Origin of the sequence: Arthrobacter sp. GCM10027362, from assembly GCF_042679445.1 — a bacterium.
GTDB lineage: Bacteria > Actinomycetota > Actinomycetes > Actinomycetales > Micrococcaceae > Crystallibacter.
Genome location: NZ_JBHTML010000028.1, coordinates 1 through 20544, shown reverse-complemented (window position 1 = coordinate 20544; position 20544 = coordinate 1). Strand labels below are relative to the sequence as shown.

Sequence of the window (20544 nt, the reverse complement as noted above, 5' to 3'; positions counted from 1 at the left end):
CCGGCCGCTGGTGGTACCTCCGCAGGCGCGGTGTCCCGCCCTGCCGGCTGCTCTGTCGACGTCGCTGCCCCCTGCTCCACGGAAGGGGCCGGCTGCTCCATGGAAGGGGCCGGCGCGGACACCGTCATTGCGGTGACCACCCCCGCAGAGCCTGTTGCCGCCGCGCCAGCGCCCCCCGCGGCAACCATGGCCCCGGCAGCCAGCGCGGCCAGACTGGACCGAAGCCAGTAGCGCCGACGCGGCACGTCGGGAATATTCATAATGGAGACCCCCAACCTTGGCGGCTGCCTCAGGTTTACCTCCGGCTTGGCTTAATGGCCTTCGGTATTGGTGCAGCTGCGCCGCCGGCACCGCTGCACGTCAACAGGTGCACCCCGAGCACCTCGTGCGAGTCTGTCAATGTGACGATCGTCTAAAGCACCTCCAACCTATCAATTGCCGGGACCCATGACCATACCGCCCTGGATATCCGCCTGCAATCACTTTGGAAGCCTCCTTGGAAGCGCTTGTTCCGCCAACAGACCCGGGCCCGGACGGGAAGTCCGGACCCGGGAACCAGCGGAGAACGGCCTGCCGGGGCACGCCGCGGCAGCGGGGCCCAGGGCGCTGGCTGCGAACGCTGGCGCATCGGGCCTTCCCACCGCTCGCTTCGCTCGCGGCGGGACCCTCGGAAGAGAGCAGCCAGGCTCCCCGCCCTGAGCTTGCGAAGGCGGGGCAGGCTGCGAACGCTAGCTGCGGCCGTCGAACAGGCTGGTGACCGAACCGTCCTCGAACACCTCGCGGATCGCCCGGGCGATCAGCGGCGCAATCGAGAGCACGGTCAGCTGCGGGAACTGCTTCTCCGGCGGGATGGGCAGGGTGTTGGTCACGACCACCTCGCGGGCGCCGCTCTCGGCCAGCCGACGCGGGGCCGGATCCGAGAACACCGCGTGCGTGGAGGCGATGATGACGTCCCGGGCCCCGGCGTTCTTGAGCACCTGGACCGCCCCGGCAATGGTTCCGCCGGTATCGATCATGTCGTCGATCAGCACGCAGTCGCGGCCCTCGATCTGGCCGACCACGGTCTTGGACACCGCCTGGTTGGGCACGTTCACGTTGCGGGACTTGTGCACGAAGGCCAGCGGCGCACCGCCGAGCCGCTCGGCCCACTGCTCGGCCACCCGGACGCGGCCGGTATCCGGGGACACCACCGTGACGTTGTCCAGGTCGACCCGGGTGCGGATGTAGTCCGCCAGCAGCGGGATGGCCATCAGGTGGTCCACCGGCCCGTCGAAGAAGCCTTGGATCTGCGCGGTGTGCAGGTCCACGGAGATCAGCCGGTCCGCCCCTGCGGTCTTGTACAGGTCCGCCACCAGGCGGGCGGAGATCGGCTCGCGCCCGCGGTGCTTCTTGTCCTGGCGTGCATAGGGGTAGAACGGTGCCACCACGGTGATGCGCTTGGCGGAGGCGCGCTTCATCGTGTCGACCATGATCAGGTGTTCCATGAGCCACTCGTTGATCGGCGCCGGATGGGCCTGGATCACGAAAGCGTCCGTGCCGCGCACGCTTTCCTCGAAGCGCACGTAAATCTCGCCGTTGGCGAAGTCGTAGGCAGAGGTCGGCAGCAGCTCCAGATCCAGCTCCTTGGCGATTTCCTTGGCCAGTTCCGGGTGAGCGCGCCCGGAAGCGAGTACCAGGGTTTTCTCGCCTTGGGCCGTGATTGTGCTCATGAATGATCACTTTCTTCTGGGGTGGGGGTGGGGAGGGAAGTCTGGGTGGTCTCCACGTCCGGGTCGGGCGCTTCAGCCATAGGGGCAGGCTCCGTCTCCACGGGTTCGGCTTCGACGGGCCCTGCCAGCGAGGCTGCGGCGGCGGCCCGGGCGGCGGCAGTGCCGGCCCGGTTGGCCGGGACCCAGCCGTCGATATTGCGCTGCGGCGCCATGTTGATGGCCAGCGCGCCGGGAGGCACGTCCTTGCGGATCACGGTGCCGGCGCCGGAGTAGGCCCCGTCCCCCACCGTCACCGGCGCCACGAAGACGGTGTTCGAGCCGGTGCGCACGTGCGAACCGATCACGGTGCGGTGCTTGTTCACGCCGTCGTAATTGGCGGTGATGTTCCCGCAGCCGACATTGGAGTCCTCGCCGACCTCCGCGTCCCCCACGTAGGACAGGTGCGGGACCTTGGAGCCGTTGCCGATGGTGGCGTTCTTGGTCTCCACAAAGGCGCCGATCTTGCCCCTGGCACCAAGGACCGTTCCGGGCCGCAGGTAGGCGAACGGACCCACATTGGCGTTCGGGCCGATCACGGCCTCGGATCCATGGGTGCGGACGACGCTGGCACCCTCGCCGACGACGACGTCGGTCAGCGTGGTATCCGGTCCGACGACCGCGCCGGTGGCCACCCGGGTGGCCCCGTGCAACTGCGTGCCGGGCAGGATGGTCACGTCCGTGCCGAACGAAACGGTGGAATCGACCCAGGTGGTGGCCGGATCCACGATGGTCACGCCTGCGCGCATCGCGGCTTCCAGGACGCGGCGGTTGTGCTCGGCCCCGAGGGCCGCCAGCTGCACGCGGTCATTGGCCCCTTCGACCTGCCAGCGGTCGGCGGTAGCCACCGCCGCCACCCGGCCGCCGCCGTCGTTGGCCACCGCCAGCACGTCGGTGAGGTACTTCTCGCCCTGCGCGTTGTCCGAGGCGACCTGCTTGAGCGCATCCCGCAGCACCGCGGCGTCGAAGGCGTAGATCCCGGAATTGATCTCGCGGATGGCCCGCTGTTCCTCGGTGGCATCCTTGTGCTCGACGATGCCGCGCACGCCGCCGTCATCGGCGCGCACAATCCGGCCGTAGCCGGCGGCGTCGTCCAGGACCGCGGTCAGCACGGTCACGGCGTTGCCGGCGGCGGTATGCTCGGCCACCAGCTCGCGGAGCAGGTCCGTGGTCAGCAGCGGCACGTCGCCGTAGGTGACCACCACCGTGCCGTTGACCGGCCCGGAACCATCACGCTCGCCGGCGGCGTCCAGCGCCTCCAGCGCCACTTCCACCGCGCGGCCGGTGCCCGGAACCTCGTCCTGGTCCACGATCACCGCCTGCGGGTCCAGTGCGGCAATATGCGCCGCGACGCGGTCCCGCTCGTGGCGGACGACGGCGGCGAGCACCTTCGGCTCCAGCCCGCGGGCGGCGGCGAGTGCGTGTCCGATCATGGAAATGCCGCCGATTTCGTGCAGGATCTTGGGTTTTTCAGACTTCATCCGGGTTCCGGCGCCTGCGGCGAGAATGATGACCGCTGCCGGCGCCGTGGCCGCTGCCGTGTTGCTTGGACTGATGTCTTGGGGGCTCACTAAGTGGCACTCCTACCCGGACCGGATCCGTCGTCGAGCGAAAGCCGTGGCTGTCGCAATATTACTGTCCGCGGAACCGCCCGGTTCCTGCCTGCATCTGCCGGACAGCGCACCCGTGTTCCACAGTTCCGCCCCTAGGATTCGAACCTAGACTCCGAGGCTCCAAAGGCCTGGGTGCTGCCGTTACACCAGGGCGGACCGTGCCGATGAGGTAGACGAGGGGACGTTCCCCGGCACAATCGTCTATTTTGCCACGACTGACGCCGGTGGTGCGACTTGGCTTCCGCCGCCCGCATCAAATGAAGGCTCCGCGCTGCCCTCAGGGCCCGGAAGGAGATTCCACAACGCAGCGGGCACGACACGGTCCCTGCACTCGCCGGGAGGACGGGGATGGAGCCGGCTTGCTACCCTCGGAAGGTGCCTGCCGTCCTGACCCTCTCCGCCCTTGTCATCCGTGACCGCAGCGGCCGGCTGCTGCTGGTCCGCAAGCGGGGAACCGGCAAATTCATGCAGCCCGGCGGCAAGCTGGAACCCGGCGAAAGCTTTGCCGCCGCAGCCGTGCGGGAATTGGAAGAGGAACTGGGGATCCGGATCCAGGAGTCGGAACTGACGCCGCTGGGCCGCTGGTATGGACCTGCGGCCAACGAGGCCGGGACCTATATCGACGCCGGGCTCTTCGCCTGCAGCGCCGCCAGGGACCCGGTGCCCGCGGCGGAGATTGAGGAAATCCTCTGGCTTGACCCGGCCGAGGCCGGCCGGCGGGACGACCTCGCCCCGTTGCTGACCGAGCACGTGATTCCACTGCTCGCACCCCCGCCGGCGGCCGGGACTCACACCGTAACGGGAAGACGGACCGAGTCCTGGAGCAACTCCAGCATGCCTGCTTCGGGGAGCGGTCGGCTGAAATAGTAGCCCTGTCCGCTGACGCAGCCCATTTCCAGCAGCCCGTCCACCTGCTCCTTGGTCTCGATCCCCTCGAACACCGCGTCCAGGCCGGCTGCCCGGATGAGCTGGAGCACCGCGGCGACAAACTCGTTCTGCCGGATGTTGCCGTTGGTTTCGGCGAGGATGGAGCGGTCGACCTTGACCATGTTCACCGGCAGGGTGCGCAGGTAGCTGATCGAGGAATAGCCGGTGCCGAAGTCGTCGATCTCGATGCCGACGCCCAGCCTCTGCAGGCTCAGCAGCGAATAGGTTTCCACATCCCCGCCGGTGACCAGGGCGGTCTCGGTGATTTCCAGGACCAGGTGGGCGGGATCGATCCGGGATTCCTTCAGGAGCCCCCGGATGTAGTCGACCAAGTCGATCCGCTGCAGCTCCGCCACGGAGAGGTTCAGCCGCAGCCGGAAACCGCCGTCCAGGTCCATGCCGGCGCGCCAGCGCGCGAATGACATCACCGCAGTCCGCATGATCCAGCGGCCCAGGTCGATAATGAGCCCGGTTTCTTCGGCCAGCGGGATGAATTCGTCCGGCATGACCAGGCCGCGCTGCGGGTGGTTCCAGCGCACCAGTACCTCGGCGCCGCGGATCCGTCCGCTTGCCAGCTCAACCACCGGCTGGTAATACAACGTGAACTCGCCGGCCGCGATGGCATCGCGCAATTCCGCCGCCATCTGGTTATGTAACTGGCGGGAGAAGAGCATCGGCGGCTGGAACACCTTGATGCCGCCCCGGCGGTCCTTCTTCGCCTCGTACATGGCGGTGTCCGCCTCCAGGAGCAGCCTTTGGGCCTGCTGGCCCGGTTCGGCCACGCGCAGGCCTATGCTGGCCTGGGGCCAGACATTCATCTCATCCAGCCGGATGCTGCGTCCCAGCAGCTCGACAATGCGGTTGGCCGTGGCCATGGCCTGCTCGAGCGTGGCCTCGGGAATCAGGATGGCGAACTCGTCCCCGCCCAGCCGCGCCACGGTGTCGTCCTTGCGCACGGCTTTCCGCAGCCGCTGCGCCACCGCCGCCAGCACCCGGTCGCCCGCCTCGTGGCCGAAGCTGTCATTGATCTGCTTGAAGGAGTTCAGGTCCAGCAGGAGCAGGGCCGGGGTATGTTTCCCCGCGGAGGCCTCCCCCAGCGCCTCGTCGATCTTCCGGGCCAGGGCCACGCGGTTGGCGAGCCCGGTCAGGGCATCCGTCATGGCCATCCTGCTCATGGCCTCATGGGCCTGCTGCAGCATCGCGGTCCGTTCCTCGACCCGTTGCTCCAGCTGCTTGTACATGAGCTCAAGTTCTTCGGCGAGCAGGTTGATGCCCATGCCCACGGCGTCGATTTCGTCCCGTTCCGGGGACAGCTCAAACCTGGTCTTCAAGTCGCCCGAGGCCAGGCGGACAATGCCTTCCACCAGCTGCGCGAGCCGAGGGTCACCGTCCCTAGCCGGCACAGACGTCCTCCAGCCACGCCAGGGCGCGGGATTCGGAGCTGAAGAACCCACTCGGATACGGCAGCGGCCCGGCGCCGAGCACGAAATTGGCAATCACCCTGTCCACCGGAGACTCGCCCAGTACCGCAAGGGCCGAAATGCCCGCCACGCCGGCAAGGACCGCCCGGGCTTCCCGGGTGATGGAAGCGACGCCGGTAACGGTCATGATCACCGCACGCGGTCCTGCCGAGACGAGTTCACCGAACCGGGCCGCAGCGGCTTCCGCCAGGGCCCCGGTAATCGGCACGCCGCGGGGAAGACCAATCCGGATGGCATTGCCACCGTCGCTGAGCACCGCTTCCACCGCCTGTTCAACAACCTCGGACACGGCGGCCTAGCCCGCCAGAGGCCGGCTGCCGGAACGGACCGTCATCAGGATGTGTCTGGCCCCGCACATACGCATTCGCTCCCCCAACGTTGCAACCGGAGGAGCAGGCCCCTCCTTGTGACTCCTTTGACAGATCAAGCCGCGCCGCCGCTCCTGGCCTTAGCACGCCCACCCGTACGTGCATAGCCTAAACGAACAATCACCATTTGTACGGCTGGCACGACATATGCGGCTAACGTGAAGCCTGCATCTCGGCAATCAGCGCCGCGGCCTGGGCCGCCCGGTCGACGGCACCGGCCTGGCGGAAGTACTCCTCGCTTTGGCGGAGATAATCCATACCGAGACGGGGATTCCCTTGACTACACAGTGCCCTGCCCAGCAGCAGGGACGCATCGCCCGTCACATGGTCTGCAAGGCCGGGCGCCCGAAGGCAGACCTCTGCAAGAATCTCGATTGCAGGCTGAAGATCGCCCTTAAGAATGAGCCAGTGTCCTTTGACGAAGTCAACGTGGAGCCGTTCTCCCTCGTTTCCACCGACGATCGATGTCGCCAGTTCGGCACGCTGTATGCACTCATGGGTTTCTTCATCGGCCAATCCAGCAGCCAGTCGCATCGCAGCCGATGACCTGTTGAACCAAGCCCAGAGGGCCAAGTCGTTGCTTGGAGACAAATGCTCCGCAGCGAGCCTGTGATACTTTACTCCGTCAGCTGCTTCCTGACGGAGGAAAGCGACATTGCCTATCGCCCAGTACGCCTTGCCGGCAATCTGTGAATCAGACTCCGAGTCCAATACCGTTACCAGAATCAGGCACTCAGTCCAGGCCTGGTCCAGTTGGCCGCTTTCCGTCAGCGCCGCGATCAGCGCCAGCTGAGCCTCGATCTGCAGCCCTGATGGTTGTTCGTCCAAGGCGCTAAGCCGAAGAGCCTCCCGTGCCAATTCGATTGCACGTGGGAGGGTGCCGATGATTTGAGATGTAACGGAAAGCATGGTCAGCACCCGGGCGGCAAGGGCTGGCGAGGTTCCCGTTAGGGGATGCCTCCAAAGCTCTTCGGCGATCTTAATGCAATCTTGGACCGGGCCCTGCTCCCGAAGACACTCGGCTTGCAGGAAAGTCATCTGCCACCAGGTTGCGCTGTCTTCCCGATCAACTGCGAGATCTGCGGCCTCCTTTGCCAGACCCAGTGCCTGGTCAAAGCGGCGCCGCATGAACGCTTCGCGGGCGCGAAGCTCCACTAAAACGTTGGCCCCTGACTGCTGCCGCATAACGGAGTCCCTCCCGTCGGTACTTCACCTCAGTTCAATGTAGGCGCCAGCTCCGGCATCCAGAGGTGCGTGCTCAAATTCTTGTCAGCACAGAGCATATGCGAGGATCTTGGTACCGCTTCGCACATGGCGCTGACCTGCTATTTCTCATGCAACGTTTCATCTGTACACTGGCGGTGTCAGCACCAAGTTATGGATTTTCAAACCCCTGCATAAATAGAAGAATGAGGAGCAAGATGATCAAGAAGCTTTCCGCCACCGTACTCATTGCCGCCGTCCTCGCCGTCGTCGGCGCTACGGCACCGGCTTCCGCGGAAGACACCCAGATCACCGTCACCAAGTCTGGTACCGGCACCGCCACCACCAACGGTAACGGCTGGTGGCCGTACTAAACCGGCACAACAAGGTGCTGCCGGGCATGCGCCCGAGCTGCTGCCTGTGGCCGTGAACGGCACCATCCGATGGGCCGTTCGCGGCCATTGATCTCTTAAGGCCATTGATCTCTTAAGTTGTTCCCGTAATTGTTCCCTTAGTTGGCTGGATGCTCCTCCGAGCGGAGCGCATCCAGCATCACGCCCGCATCCATCCTGACCGGCAGGCGGATGGAGAACGTCGTCCCCGTGCCCACCGCGGACTCCACCGACAGCTCTCCCCCATGCTGCTGGACGACGCCCTTGGCAATCGCCAGTCCCAGTCCGGTGCCCTGGATCGTCAGGGCATTGGAGGCCCGGAAGAAGCGGTTGAACAGATTCGGCAGGTCCTCGGGCGGAATGCCGATGCCGGTGTCGGAGACCCGGATCACGGCCCAGGCCGATCCGTCGGCAGCGGCTTCCGACCCGATCTCCATGTGGACTTTCCCCCCGGCCGGAGTGAATTTAACGGCGTTGGAAACGATATTGGTCAGCACCTGTTCCAGCTTCTGCGCGTCGCCCTCAATGACCAGGTCCGTTCCCCCGCGGCAGGCCAGGCCGACCTCCTTTGCTGTTGCCACCGGCGCCAAAGCGGCTGCCACTGCTTCAAGCAGCCGGCCGATCTGAACAGGTTCGGCCCGGAGGATGGAGTCCTGGAAGTCCATCCGGGAGAGCGTGAGCAGATCCTCGATCAACTCCCGCAGCCGCGTGGCGTTGCGCACCACGATTTCCAGCATGCGCGCCGCCTCATCCGGAACGGGCCCGCCGGCCCCTTCCAGCACCAGGTCAAGGTAGCCGGTAATGGAGGTAATAGGTGTGCGCAGCTCATGGTTGACCGTGGCCACAAAGTTACTCTTGGCCGTATCCAGCTCCTGGAGCCGCTCAACCACCTGCTGCTGGGCCGTGATCAGGTGCCCTTGGACCAGCCCGTGCGCGAGGTTTCCGGCTACGTGCTGCAGCAGGGAGGTCTCGGCCCGGGACCAGGCCGGCGCCTTGCCCGCCTTCACTATCCAAACCAGCCCGAAGGCGCCGCGGCCATGGCCCAGCGGGGCGACGGCGCTGGCCGGCGCACCCGGGCCCTCGGCCCATTTCGCCAGCCCCGGATGCCCCGCGTGGTCTTCTTCCTCATCCCGGACGGCCGTCAGGACGGTGCCCTTGTTCCACAGTGCGGCAGCCAGGTCGCGGGACTCGTCCACGCCCGGGTGCACAAAATCCGGACCGCCGTCCGGGCTCCAGGAGACGTCGACCAGCGGCGCCCGCTCGTCATCGAAGGTGCAGAGCCAGACATTGCAGGCCCCGAAGGCCCGGCCCAGGCCGCTGACCGCCAGATCCACCATCAGGTACGGGTCATTCGTCTCCCGGATGGCCGCGGAAATACGGCGGGTGCTGGCGCGCAATGCCCCCATGGTCCGGCGTTCATGCTGCTTCCGGGCGGAGCGGGCCAAGGCAACCGAGGTCCGGTGGGCCAGTTCCGGTCCGGCGAAAGGTTTCAGCACGTAGTCGCTGATGCCCAGGTCGAACGCAGCTTCCACCAGGTCCCTGCCTGCGCCGCCGGCCAGCAGGATGACCGGGCAGCCCGAATCGCCGTCGTCGTCGCGCAGCTGCCGCAATATCTCCAATCCGGACAGGCCCGGAAGGTCGATGTCCAGCAGCGCCACATCGGGTGTCCCCGAGCGCAGGAATGCCAGGGCGGACGGGCCGTCCGGGACCGCGGTCACGGACAGGCCGGCTCCGGACAGGGCCGCTTCGACCAGACTCAGGACCTGCGGATCGGCGTCGGCAACGAGGGCGGTTCTCCCTCCGGACGACGGCAGCGCACCAGCAACAACCCCCACTATGTCTCCTCCTGCGCAGGAAGCGGCACGGGAAACGGCCCGGCCCGACTACTTTCCGACATGACACTAGCAGCGAGCTGCCGCCAGCCCGGTACCCGAGCGGCCCCCAGGCCCGCCAACCTTCGGAAAGCCGGCCTGCGGCCCGCCGCCGCGGCACGGGAAACGGCCGAAGACCGGCGTTCACAGGCCGGGCGGCCCGGCGTAGGCTGGGGGTATGCCCCGTGTCTTAGTTGCCGGCGGTACCGGTCTGGTGGGAAGTGCCGTCGTTGCCGAATGTCTTGCCCGCTCTGCCGATGTACGGGTGGTCAGCCGTCACCCCGTTCCGCCGGATTCTCCGCGCCGCCATCTCCAGGCCCAGTATTTGCAGGCCGACGTCATCGAAAATGACGGCCTGAACGCCGCCCTGTCGGACGTGGACGTCGTCATCGACGTGCTCGATGGCAAACTTGGCGGCGCGCGCCGGACGTTGACGCAGGGGGCGCAGAACCTGGCCGCCGGGGCCGCGGCCGCCGGGGTGGGTCGGCTGGTGCTGCTGTCCATCGTCAACGTGGACGAGGTGGAATCCGGTTACTATCAGGCCAAGACGGCGCAGGAAACCATCTACCGGGAATCGCCCCTGCCGGCCGTCATCGTCCGGGCCACGCAGTTCCACGATTTCGTGACTGCGTTTTTCGACGCCGGCCGGAAGCTGCGGATCACCCCGCGCTTCCGCGGCGTGAAGTTCCAGACGATCGCCGTGGCCGACGTGGCCCGGGTGCTCGCGGACGTCGCATTGTCCGAACGGGAGGCGGCCGGCTTCCGGAACATCGGCGGGCCCGAGGTCTTGGGCATGGATGCCATGGCCCGGATCTACCGGCAGTTCACCGGTGTGCGCGGTCCGGTGGTACCGGTGCCCCTGCCCGGACCAATCGGCAGGTTCTTCCGCAGCGGCGCCAACCTGGCCCGCAAGGATGCGGTGGGCAAGATCACCTACGCACAGTGGCTGGAGGCGCGGGAGGCCGAGAGCCTGCCCGCGGTGGACCTGCGTTAGGACGGCCGCCGGGCAGGCCTGGACGGGGGCAGAGCCGGGCCGGTTGACCTGTCAGGTCCCGGCCCGGGCGTGCATGCGCTGCTCCCGCCACGGCAGCGTGTACTCTACAGATGTAGAGCCACTCCCCCATCTTCAGGAGCACCACCTGTGGAGACCATACCGTCCCCGTCCACCCCGCCCGAACAATTCGACCGGCATGCCGCGGAATCCACCGACCGGCGCGATCTCATTGCCGAAGCGGCCACCGAGTTGATTGCCCAGGAGGGCCTGCGGGCGCTGACGCACCGCGCCGTCGACCTCCGACTGGACCTGCCGCTCGGCTCCACCAGCTACTACTTCCGCACCCGGGACGAACTGCTCGCCGCCACGCTCGGGCACCTGCGGGCATGCTCCGCCCGGCACTTCGAGGCCGAGGAATTTCCCCTGCCGCTCAGCCGCCACGGGGCCGACATCGAGGCCCTGGCGGCCCTGATCGGCCGGTATCTCGAGGCCCTCCTGACTGCTTGCCCGCACCACATCAAGGCGCGGTTTGCCCTGGCCTTGGAACTCTCCGGCCGGGAGGATTTCGCCGAAGCACTCTCGGATGCCCTGGTCTCCCAGTCACGGGTAGTGGACCTGTTCACCACGCTGGGGTCATCGGACCCGCAGACGCTGGCCGCGGGATTCACCGCCCTGCTGGAGGGGCTGATCTTCCGCAGCCTGCTGGAGGAGGGCAGAAACCACGTCGTGCCCGGCAGGCAGCGCGTCGAGGTCTTCCGCGAGGCCGTTGCATCCTATCTGCTCGGCGTCGCCGAGTCGGACCTGCCGGCCTAGGATTCAGGGCATCGCGGGGCGGCCGGGCCGCCCCGACACCGCCCCGGGCGGCCGCGGCATGTGCCGCCGGCGGCACGGGGCGGTGTTTTGCCTCGCCGGAAAACTACAATCCTGCATACATATGGCGGACGAACACACCGGTGTGTAGCATGTGCCTGTGGGCCGGGTCACATACCACGGGAAGGTCGGTGGCCCCGTTCCGACCCGTGAGTGGGGTACCGATATGGCCAATACTGCCGATGCCATGACCGGCCTGAAGGTGATAGAGCCTCAGGCCAGGCCAGGGTCCGCGCTTGGCCCGGGCGAGGCGGTGAGCCAGGCCGAGGCGCCGCAGGTCTCCGGATCCAACCCCGCCTCCTGCCCCTGCGGGACAACCGGTCCATGCGTGCCCGGCGGGGAATCCAGCGCCGCAACCGGCCCGGATGGAGCCGTGGCGCTGCCCATATCCAGCTTGGACCGGAAGGAATTCGGTTCCCCCCGCAGGGACCGCCGCAGCACCGGACGCAGCCACCAGGACCACCACCTGCACACAGAGGAGTTCCGATGATGAAATCCACACGGAAGGCCTGGAGCCTTTCCGCCGCCCTGGTCCTGGCCGCCGGCCTGGCAGCATGCGGGGGCGGCGGAGGCAGCCAAGGCGGCGGGGGCGGTGGCGGCGGGGGCGGCGGATCCACCGGCGGTGCGGCCGAAGGCAAGATCGCGTTCCTGATGCCGGACCGGGCCTCCACGCGCTATGAGCAGCAGGACAGCCCGCTGTTCAAGGCCAAGGTCCAGCAGCTCTGCGCCGGCTGCGAGGTGCTGTACCAGAATGCGGACGGGGACGCCAACAAGCAGCAGCAGCAGGCCAACGCCATGATTACCCAGGGCGTCAAGGTCATGGTGCTGGACCCGGTGGACAGCACGGCCGCGGCCTCGCTGGTCAACACCGCAAAAAGCCAGGGCATCAAGATGGTCACCTACGACCGTCCGGTCCCCGATGCCAAGGCCGACTTCTATGTCTCCTTCGACAACAAGAAGATCGGCTCCCTCATCGCCGAGGACCTGGTCAAGCACCTGGACTCGAAGGGCGACACCACCGGCGGCCTGCTGATGGTCAACGGCTCCCCCACGGACCGGGCGGCCCAGCTGATCAAGGAGGGCGCGAGGGAGGCCGTGGAGGCCAGCAAGCACCCGGTGCTCGCGTCCTACGACACCCCGGAGTGGCAGCCGTCCAAGGCCCAGGACTGGGTCGCCGGCCAGATCACCCAGTTCCGGGACAAGATCAAGGGCGTTGTGGCGGCCAATGACGGCACCGCGGGCGGCGCCATTGCGGCCCTGAAGGCGGCCGGTGTCTCCCCGTTCCCGCCGGTTACCGGCAACGATGCGGAGATCGCCGCCATCCAGCGCATCATCGGCGGCAGCCAGTACAACACCATTTCCAAGCCGATCAGGATCGTCGCCGAGAAGTCCGCCGAGGTGGCCGTCCAGCTGCTCAACGGCCAGACGCCCAAGCCCGATGCCACGCTCTTCGACACCCCGTCCGCGCTGTTCGTGCCCACGGTGGTGACCAAGGACAACGTCAAGAAGGTGATTTTCGACGGCGGCATCTACAAGCCGTCGGAGGTCTGCACCGGCGAGTACACGAAGGGCTGCGACGAGCTGGGCATTAAGTAGCCCGGCCCGGCAAAACGTGCCGGACGGCGGTGCCGGCAGCGGCACCGCCGTCGCAAGGGAAGGGGAAGGCAATGTCCACTGTGCCGGCGGAAAGGCTGGAGACGTCTGCTCCGGTGCTGTCCATGCGCGGGGTCAGCAAGCACTTCGGTGCGGTCGCTGCCCTGACCGATATCGACCTGGATGTCTATGCGGGCGAGGTGGTGGCCCTGGTCGGCGACAACGGCGCGGGCAAATCCACGCTGGTCAAGATCCTCTCCGGCGTGCACCCGCAGGATGCCGGGACGGTCACGTTCGACGGCAGGGAGGTGAGCATCCACAGCCCGGTGGATGCTTTGAACCTGGGCATCGCCACGGTGTTCCAGGACCTGGCGCTGTGTGACAACCTCACCGTCGTGGACAACCTCTTCCTGGGCCGGGAAATCGGGCCGCTGCGGCTGAACGAGGTGGAGATGGAGGTCCAGTCCTGGAAGCTGCTGCGCCAGCTCTCGGCCAAGATCCCCTCGGTCCGGATCGCCGTCGCCTCCCTCTCGGGCGGCCAGCGGCAGACCGTGGCCATCGCCCGGTCCCTGCTCGGGAGCCCCAAACTGATCATCCTGGACGAGCCCACCGCGGCCCTGGGCGTGGCGCAGACCGCCGAAGTGCTCAACCTGGTGGAGCGGCTGCGCGAGAACGGCCTGGCCGTGATCATGATCAGCCACAACATGCAGGACGTGCAGGCGGTTTCGGACCGGGTTGCGGTGCTGCGGCTGGGCCGGAACAACGGAACCTTCAGGATGAAGGATGTCAGCACCGACGACCTGATCGCCGCGATCACCGGCGCCACCGACAACGTGGTCACCCGGCGCGCGGCGCAGGCCCCCGGATCCGCGGCCGGACCGGGGACCCCGGAAACCACGGAAGAAGGAACCGTGCCATGACCACCAATCCAACCAGCGCCGCCATCCCGGTCGCCACCGACCTGCAGGATGAACGGCTGATCCGCACCGAAGGCCTCAAGGGCGCGGTCAAGGTCGGCGTGAACCGGGTCCGCAGCGGCGACCTGGGCGTGCTGCCCATTGTCGTGGGACTGCTGGTGATCTGGAGCATCTTCCAGCTGCTCAACCCGTTCTTCCTCTCCAGCGCGAACCTGGTCAACCTGCTGCTGGAAAGCGCCGCCGTGGGCGTAATCGCGCTCGGCATCGTCTGCGTGCTGCTGGTGGGCGAGATCGACCTCTCGGTCGGATCGGTCAGCGGCCTGTCCGCGGCGATCGTCGGCGTGACGTTCGTGAAACAGGACTGGCCGACCGGGCTGGCCATCCTGGCCGCCATCGTGGCCGGCGCCGTCATCGGCTTTGTCTACTCCCTCGTGTACACCAGGTTCGGTGTCCCGTCCTTCGTGATCACGCTGGCCGGGCTGCTCGGCTTCCTGGGCCTGCAGCTGTTCGTCCTCGGCGTCGAGGGAACCATCAACCTGCCGTTCGATTCCTTCCTTGTCAGGTTCGGCCAGCAGGCCTTCGTGCCGGCATGGCTCTCCTACGTGCTGGCGGCACTGGGCGTGGCCGGGTTCTTCCTGAGCCAGCTGACGTTGTCCCGGCAGCGGGTCAAGGCGGGCCTGTCCGGCCGTCCGATGCGCCTGGTCCTGGCCCAGAGCATTGTGCTGGCGGTGATCCTGTTCTTCGCGGTCTGGTACCTGAACCAGACGCGCGGGGTCGGCTGGATGTTCGTCTTCTTCGCCGCACTGGTGCTGATCATGCACTACGCGTTCACCCGTACCAAGTGGGGCCGGTCCGTCTACGCCGTGGGCGGCAACCGCGAGGCCGCCCGCCGGGCCGGCATTAGCGTCAACCGTGTCTACACCTCCATCTTCATCCTCTGCTCCACCTTTGCCGCGGTCGGCGGAATCCTGGCCGCCGGACGCCTGGCCGCCTCGGCCCAGAGCAGCGGCACGGGGGATGTGAACCTGAACGCGATCGCGGCGGCCGTGATCGGCGGCACCAGCCTGTTCGGCGGGCGCGGTTCGGCCTTCTCGGCGCTGCTGGGCATCCTGGTCATCCAGTCCATCTCCAGCGGCCTGACCCTGCTGAACCTGGAGTCCTCGTTCCGCTACATGATCACCGGCCTGGTGCTGCTGCTGGCAGTGATCCTGGACGCGGTCTCGCGCAAGTCGCGTACTTCGCACGGTCGCGCCTAAACGATGTTCCTGGGTATCGACATCGGCACCGGCAGCAGCAAGGCGGTGCTGGCCGATGCGGACGGGCGGATCCTGGACAGTGCCGTGGTGGCGCACGAGGTCTCGTACCCGCGGCCGGGCTGGGCCGAGTTCGACGCCGAAGGGGTGGGATGGGCCGAGGTCACCCGGCTGTGCCGGGAGCTGTTGGGCCGGCACGACGCAGGGAAGGTCGACGGCGTCTGCATCAGTGCCATGGGCCCGTCCCTGGTGGTCACGGACGAGAGCCTCGTCCCGCTGCGGCCCGCCATCCTGTACGGCATCGACGCCCGTGCCGCCGCGGAAATCGTGGAATTGACGGAGGAATTCGGCGCGGAGGCAATCTTCGCCGACTCCGGCAAGGTGCTCTCCTCCCAGGCGGTGGGCCCCAAGATCCGCTGGCTGCGCAACCGGGAGCCGGAGGTCTTTTCGCGGGCGCGCCGCTGGCACAGCCTCAGCTCCTTCATGGTGGCCAGGCTGACCGGCGAGTATGTGCTGGACCACCACACCGCCAGCCAGTGCGATCCGCTCTATGATCTGCGGCGGAACCGATGGCATCCGGACCGGTACGGCGCCGTCGCCGGCCACCTGCCGGAACCCCGGCTCGCCTGGCCGGCCGAGGTGGCCGGAACGGTCCATGCCGCCGCCGCGGACGCGACAGGACTGCCGGCCGGCGTCCCGGTCTGCACGGGGACGGTCGATGCCTGGGCGGAGGCCTTCAGCGCGGGCGTGCGCCGCCCCGGGGACCTCATGCTGATGTACGGCTCCACGATGTTCTTCGTCCAGGTCCTCGGGCAGTACCGGGCCGAACCCAGGCTGTGGACCACCGCCGGGGTGGAGCCGGGCTCGTTGACCCTGGCCGCCGGGATGTCGACCTCGGGAAGCCTGACCACCTGGATGCAGCGGCTGTTTGGAGACGTCCCCTTCGAAACGCTGGTAGCGGAGGCAGCCGCTGTCCCGCCCGGCTCCGATGGCCTGCTGGTGCTGCCCTACTTCGCCGGGGAGCGGACGCCGGTCTTCGATCCGGACGCGCGCGGGCTGATCGCCGGACTGTCCCTGCGCCACAAACGCGGGCACCTGTTCCGGGCCACCTACGAGGGAATCGGTTTCGGTATCCGGCAGATCCTGGAATACCTCGAGAACGCCGGCGAACCGATCCTGCGGGTCGCCGCCGTCGGGGGCGGCACCAAGGCAAGGCTGTGGACCGGGATCGTCAGCGACATCACCGGACGCGAGCAGATCGTGCCGGAGCAGACCATCGGGGCCAGCTACGGGGACGCGCTGCTCGCTGCCATCGGCACCGGGGCCGTGCCGGCCGGCACCGAATGGGCCCGGACCGCTGCGACCGTCAGGCCCGACCCCGGCACCGCGCCGGTCTACGAAAAGCTGTACGCCACTTACGGGCAGCTGTATCCGTCCAACCGGGAGCACATGCATGTGCTCGCTGCACTGCAGGAACCCGGCCCGGCATAGCTCCGGCCGCCCGGCAACGCAACGACGGCGGGCCCCCGGTTCCGGTGAACGGTCCGGGACCGGGGGCCCGCCGGGCAGCGCGCTGCGGGGTGGGGCGAGGGGCGGTGGCGGCGAGGCCGGCACCGCATCCCAATTGCTACCTGGCTGCGGCGGCAACCTCGGCGCGGACGGATTCCATGGCGCGGGTCCACACCACGAGCTGGTCCAGCATCGGGGCCAGGGTGCCGGCGTTCTGTTCCGTCGGCTTGAACTCGGAGAAGTTCTCGAAGTCGGTGAACAGGCTGAACATGACCTGGTTGCGCACGTGCGCAATCTGCAGCTCGGAGAGCACGTTCCGCAGGTGCTCGGCGGCGCGGGCGCCGCCCATGGAGCCGTAGGAGACGATGCCGGCGGCCTTGTTGTTGAACTCGACATTCAGGTAGGACAGCGCGTTGGCCAGGGCCGGCGTGACCGTGTGGTTGTATTCGCCGGTCACGAACACGAAACCGTCGAATTCGCTGATCTTGGCCGACCATGCCTTAGTGTGGTCATTCTGGTAGTTCTGGTAGGCGGCCGGGTAAGCCTCGTCCAGCAGCGGGAGGTTGAAGTCCGCAATGTCGACAACTTCGAACTCGGCGTCGGTGCGGGTGGAGGCGTTGGCCAGGACCCAGTCGGCAACCTGCTTGTTGACGCGGCCCGGACGGGTGCTACCGGTGATGATGGCAATCTTGGTCATGAGTAAACCCTTTCGACGCTTTTGACAGGTCATTGAAATTGTTGACACGTCAATGATGGCCGAATGAAACTTGAATTGTCAACCAAAGCGAGGGGGTCGGAGACGTGAACTCCGATACACGATGGCTCGACGAGCATGAGCAGCAGATCTGGCGCGCGCTGCGCGAGCTGATCTGGGGGTTCGAATCAGCCATGGACCGACAGCTGATCCGGGACTCGGAACTCTCCGGGGTCGAATACTCCGTCCTCGCGGCCCTCTCCGAGACCGAGGGCGGCACCCTGCGCGCCCGCGACCTCGCCCATACCCTGGACTGGGAACGCAGCCGGCTCTCCCACCTGCTCAAGCGGATGGAGGCCCGCGGCCTGGTCGCCCGGACCGAATGCCCCGAGGACGCGCGCGGGTTCGACATCTCCATGACGGCGGCCGGGCGTACCGCCATCGAGAAGGCCGCCCCGGGGCACGTCAGCTTTGTCCGCGAGCATGTCTTCGATTCGCTGACCCCCGCCGAGCAGGAGGCCCTGCTGTCGGCCACCACCAAAATCCAGAACTCGCTGCGGGCGGCCGGCTGGTGGGAGCGCACCGGCAAGGGCGGCTAGGGAGGAGCCTCTGCCGAAAGCCGCCCGGGCGGGCAGCTACTCGAGGATTTCGGAAGCCTCGAGCCATTCCAGTTCGAGCGATTCCTCCTCGGCCGCAACCTCCTGCAGCTTCCGGTTCAGCTCGGCCAGCAGGTCGAAGTCCACCTCCGCCGCGGAGCCGGCCTCGTGCATCTGCACCTGGAGCTTCTCCTTCTGCTGCCCGAGCTTGCCCAGCTGGCGTTCGATCCGGTTCAGGTCCTTGCGTGCCTGCCGTTTCTCCGCCTCGCCAGCCCCCGGCGGCGCGGAGCTTCCGGCCGCACCTGCCGCCGCCGGGGACGGCGAAACGGCGACCGCCAGCACGGCCTGGCGCAGCTGCAGGTACTGGTCCACTCCCCCGGGCAGGCCGCGCAGCTTCCCGTCACCCAGCAGCGCGATCTGGTGGTCGGTGACCCGCTCCAGCAGGTAGCGGTCGTGCGAGACGACCACCAGGGTGCCGGGCCAGCCGTCCAGCACGTCCTCGACGGCCGCCAGTGTGTCCGTATCCAGGTCATTGGTGGGCTCGTCCAGCATCAGCACGTTCGGCTCCCCCACCAGCAGCCGCAGCAGCTGCAGGCGCCGCCGTTCGCCGCCGGAGAGGTCCCGCACCGGCGTCCACTGCTTCTGGTTGGTGAAACCGAGCTGCTCCACCAGCTGGCCGGCGGAGAGTTCCCGGCCGCCGACGTTGAACACCTGGCGCTCGCGCTGGATGACTTCGATGACCCGCAGGTCCATGACCTCGTCCAGCTCGCGCACCTCCTGGGTCAGCATGGCGGTCTTGACCGTCTTGCCGCGCTTGATCCTGCCGGCTGTGGGCTGGATGTCCCCGTTGAGCAGGTGCAGCAGGGTGGACTTGCCGGCTCCGTTGATGCCCACGACGCCGACCCGCTCGCCCGGCGCCAGGCGCAGCGTGATGTTGTCGAACAGCGGAGCCTGCTGCCGGTCCCCGGGACGGGCCGGCGGGGTGTAGCTGACGTGTTCGAGGTCGATCACGTCCTTGCCCAGCCGGGCGGTGGCCATCTTCGCCAGCGCCAGGGTGTCGCGCGGCGCCGGCACGTCGGCGATCAGCTCGTTGGCCGCCTCGATCCGGAACTTCGGCTTCGCGGTGCGTGCCGGTGCGCCGCGGCGCAGCCAGGCCAGCTCCTTCTTGACCAGCTGCTGGCGCTTGCTTTCGACGACGGCGGCCATCCGGTCGCGTTCGGCCCGGGCCAGCACGTAGGCGGCGTAGCCGCCGTCGAACGGCTCGACCATCCCGTCGTGCACCTCCCACGTCCGGGTGCAGACCTCGTCCAGGAACCAGCGGTCGTGCGTAACCACCAGGAACGCGCCGTCGCTGGGCCGCCAGCGCTGCTTCAGGTGTTCGGCCAGCCAGGCCACGCCCTCCACGTCCAGATGGTTGGTGGGTTCGTCCAGCATGATCACGTCGTGCGGTTCGATCAGCAGCTTGGCCAGGGCCACGCGCCGGCGCTGGCCGCCGGAGAGCGAGGAGACCTGTGCATGCCAGTCCACGTCCTCGACCAGGCCCGCCATGATTTCGCGGATGCGCGGATTGGACGCCCATTCGTGGTCGGCGGCCTCGCCCACGATCGCCACGCCCACCGGCAGGTCGCCGTCGAGCACGTCCTGCTGGTCCAGGTACCCGACGTTGACGTCGCCGCGCATGGTCACCCGGCCGGAATCGGGTGCCATGCGCCGGGCCAGCAGCCGCATCAGCGTGGACTTGCCGTCCCCGTTGCGCCCCACCATGCCGATGCGGTCCCCCTCGTTCAGGCCGAGGGACACCGAGTCCAGGACCGTGCGGGTGCCGAAGGTGATGCTGATGTTCTCTGCGCCGAGCAGGTGGGCCAAGGGGGCTGCTTTCTGTTGCTGGATGGATCGGGCGGCCGGTTCAGGCCATGATGCGTGCGCCGTGGACCGGACCGTGGACCGGCAGCGCCACCACGCCGGCGACGTCCGAGAGCCGCTGGGCGAGCTCCTCGGCGTCCCGCCGGCCGGCGGTCAGGAACGCCACGGTGGGGCCGGAGCCGGAAACCAGCCCGGCCAGCGCTCCTTCGGCCACGCCCAGTTCCAGAATATCGGCCAGCTCCGGTGCCTGTTCAATCGCGGCGGCCTGCAGGTCATTGGAGACCACTTTGGCCAGGGCTTCCACGTCCCCGGTGTGCATCGCCTGCAGCACCGCCGGATCCACCTCTTCAGGCTCGGGGACCACGATCCCGGCGCGCTCGCGCAGCTTGTCCGCCACCGCATACACCTTGGGCGTGGACAGGCCGAAGGAGGCGGGCACCAGCACCCAGTTCAGGTTCCTGCGGGCCAGCGCCGGCGTCAGTTCGTCCCCCATGCCGAGCCCGACGGCGACCCCGCCGTGCAGCGCGAACGGCACATCCGCGCCCAGCCCCGCCGCAATGCGCACCAGCTCCTCACGCGAAAAGCCGGTGTCCCACAGCGCGCTGCAGGCCGCCAGCGCCGCGGCGGCGTCGGCCGGGCCGCCGCCCATGCCGCC

General features: G+C 67.7%; 18 protein-coding genes and 1 tRNA gene. 9 read left to right on the top strand and 10 right to left on the bottom strand.

Features of this window, described 5'->3' with window-relative positions; translation table 11 throughout:
- Window positions 1-728: 728 nt before the first annotated feature.
- The 3 genes from ACFQ36_RS06845 to ACFQ36_RS06835 form a co-directional block, all read right to left on the bottom strand.
- Window positions 729-1709 carry a ribose-phosphate diphosphokinase gene (locus tag ACFQ36_RS06845; RefSeq protein WP_377011932.1) on the bottom strand — a complete coding sequence of 327 codons (981 nt, stop codon included), beginning with the start codon at window positions 1707-1709 and terminating at the stop codon, window positions 729-731.
- Window positions 1706-3226: a bifunctional UDP-N-acetylglucosamine diphosphorylase/glucosamine-1-phosphate N-acetyltransferase GlmU gene (gene glmU / locus ACFQ36_RS06840; protein ID WP_377011930.1), complete on the bottom strand. Its 1521-nt coding sequence runs from the start codon at window positions 3224-3226 to the stop codon at window positions 1706-1708. Before glmU ends, ACFQ36_RS06845 begins: the two co-directional genes overlap by 4 nt.
- Before the next feature lie 216 nt (window positions 3227-3442).
- Window positions 3443-3514, bottom strand: a tRNA-Gln gene (locus ACFQ36_RS06835).
- A 219-nt stretch (window positions 3515-3733) separates the two neighbouring features.
- On the opposite strand from ACFQ36_RS06835, the gene ACFQ36_RS06830 reads away from it, so the two are divergent.
- Window positions 3734-4225 carry an NUDIX domain-containing protein gene (locus tag ACFQ36_RS06830; RefSeq protein ID WP_377011928.1) on the top strand — a complete coding sequence of 164 codons (492 nt, stop codon included), beginning with the start codon at window positions 3734-3736 and terminating at the stop codon, window positions 4223-4225.
- Here the strand turns inward: ACFQ36_RS06830 and ACFQ36_RS06825 are convergent.
- The 3 genes from ACFQ36_RS06825 to ACFQ36_RS06815 form a co-directional block, all read right to left on the bottom strand.
- Window positions 4147-5688, bottom strand: a complete 1542-nt coding sequence (locus tag ACFQ36_RS06825; protein WP_377011926.1) for a putative bifunctional diguanylate cyclase/phosphodiesterase — start codon at window positions 5686-5688, stop codon at window positions 4147-4149. The genes ACFQ36_RS06830 and ACFQ36_RS06825 overlap by 79 nt on opposite strands.
- On the bottom strand, window positions 5678-6055 hold the full coding sequence (locus ACFQ36_RS06820; RefSeq protein WP_377011924.1) for an STAS/SEC14 domain-containing protein: 378 nt from the start codon (window positions 6053-6055) through the stop codon (window positions 5678-5680). Before ACFQ36_RS06820 ends, ACFQ36_RS06825 begins: the two co-directional genes overlap by 11 nt.
- Window positions 6056-6287: 232 nt before the next feature.
- Window positions 6288-7319, bottom strand: a complete 1032-nt coding sequence (locus ACFQ36_RS06815) for a hypothetical protein (protein ID WP_377011922.1) — start codon at window positions 7317-7319, stop codon at window positions 6288-6290.
- Between the two features lie 236 nt (window positions 7320-7555).
- Here ACFQ36_RS06815 and ACFQ36_RS06810 point away from each other — a divergent pair, with 236 nt between their 5' ends.
- Entirely contained in the window at window positions 7556-7711 is a 156-nt protein-coding gene (locus ACFQ36_RS06810; protein ID WP_377011920.1) for a hypothetical protein, read from the top strand.
- 137 nt (window positions 7712-7848) lie between these two features.
- Here ACFQ36_RS06810 and ACFQ36_RS06805 read toward each other — a convergent pair whose 3' ends face one another.
- Window positions 7849-9564 carry an ATP-binding protein gene (locus ACFQ36_RS06805; protein WP_377011918.1) on the bottom strand — a complete coding sequence of 572 codons (1716 nt, stop codon included), beginning with the start codon at window positions 9562-9564 and terminating at the stop codon, window positions 7849-7851.
- A gap of 214 nt (window positions 9565-9778) precedes the next feature.
- On the opposite strand from ACFQ36_RS06805, the gene ACFQ36_RS06800 reads away from it, so the two are divergent.
- The 6 genes from ACFQ36_RS06800 to ACFQ36_RS06775 all read left to right on the top strand — a co-directional run bounded on the left by ACFQ36_RS06800 (window position 9779) and on the right by ACFQ36_RS06775 (window position 16718).
- Window positions 9779-10594, top strand: coding sequence for an SDR family oxidoreductase (locus ACFQ36_RS06800; protein WP_377011916.1), 816 nt, complete (start codon window positions 9779-9781; stop codon window positions 10592-10594).
- A gap of 147 nt (window positions 10595-10741) precedes the next feature.
- Window positions 10742-11407, top strand: a complete 666-nt coding sequence (locus ACFQ36_RS06795; RefSeq protein ID WP_377011914.1) for a TetR/AcrR family transcriptional regulator — start codon at window positions 10742-10744, stop codon at window positions 11405-11407.
- A 543-nt stretch (window positions 11408-11950) separates the two neighbouring features.
- Entirely contained in the window at window positions 11951-13060 is a 1110-nt protein-coding gene (locus ACFQ36_RS06790; RefSeq protein ID WP_377011913.1) for a sugar ABC transporter substrate-binding protein, read from the top strand.
- 71 nt (window positions 13061-13131) lie between these two features.
- Window positions 13132-13977, top strand: coding sequence for an ATP-binding cassette domain-containing protein (locus ACFQ36_RS06785; protein ID WP_377011911.1), 846 nt, complete (start codon window positions 13132-13134; stop codon window positions 13975-13977).
- A complete protein-coding gene (locus ACFQ36_RS06780) occupies window positions 13974-15230 on the top strand; it encodes a sugar ABC transporter permease (protein WP_377011909.1) in 1257 nt (418 codons plus the stop codon). Before ACFQ36_RS06785 ends, ACFQ36_RS06780 begins: the two co-directional genes overlap by 4 nt.
- A gap of 3 nt (window positions 15231-15233) precedes the next feature.
- Complete coding sequence (locus ACFQ36_RS06775; RefSeq protein WP_377011907.1) at window positions 15234-16718, top strand: FGGY-family carbohydrate kinase; 1485 nt, start codon at window positions 15234-15236, stop codon at window positions 16716-16718.
- A 136-nt stretch (window positions 16719-16854) separates the two neighbouring features.
- Here ACFQ36_RS06775 and ACFQ36_RS06770 read toward each other — a convergent pair whose 3' ends face one another.
- Complete coding sequence (locus tag ACFQ36_RS06770) at window positions 16855-17433, bottom strand: NADPH-dependent FMN reductase (RefSeq protein WP_377011905.1); 579 nt, start codon at window positions 17431-17433, stop codon at window positions 16855-16857.
- Window positions 17434-17537: 104 nt separating this feature from the next.
- On the opposite strand from ACFQ36_RS06770, the gene ACFQ36_RS06765 reads away from it, so the two are divergent.
- Entirely contained in the window at window positions 17538-18029 is a 492-nt protein-coding gene (locus ACFQ36_RS06765) for a MarR family winged helix-turn-helix transcriptional regulator (protein WP_377011903.1), read from the top strand.
- Window positions 18030-18065: 36 nt separating this feature from the next.
- Here the strand turns inward: ACFQ36_RS06765 and ACFQ36_RS06760 are convergent, their stop codons facing one another.
- Together ACFQ36_RS06760 and ACFQ36_RS06755 are read right to left on the bottom strand one after the other, a co-directional pair.
- Window positions 18066-19892, bottom strand: a complete 1827-nt coding sequence (locus ACFQ36_RS06760; RefSeq protein WP_377011901.1) for an ABC-F family ATP-binding cassette domain-containing protein — start codon at window positions 19890-19892, stop codon at window positions 18066-18068.
- A 40-nt stretch (window positions 19893-19932) separates the two neighbouring features.
- The coding region (locus tag ACFQ36_RS06755; RefSeq protein ID WP_377011899.1) for a 4-(cytidine 5'-diphospho)-2-C-methyl-D-erythritol kinase at window positions 19933-20544 on the bottom strand (612 nt) is incomplete at its 5' end.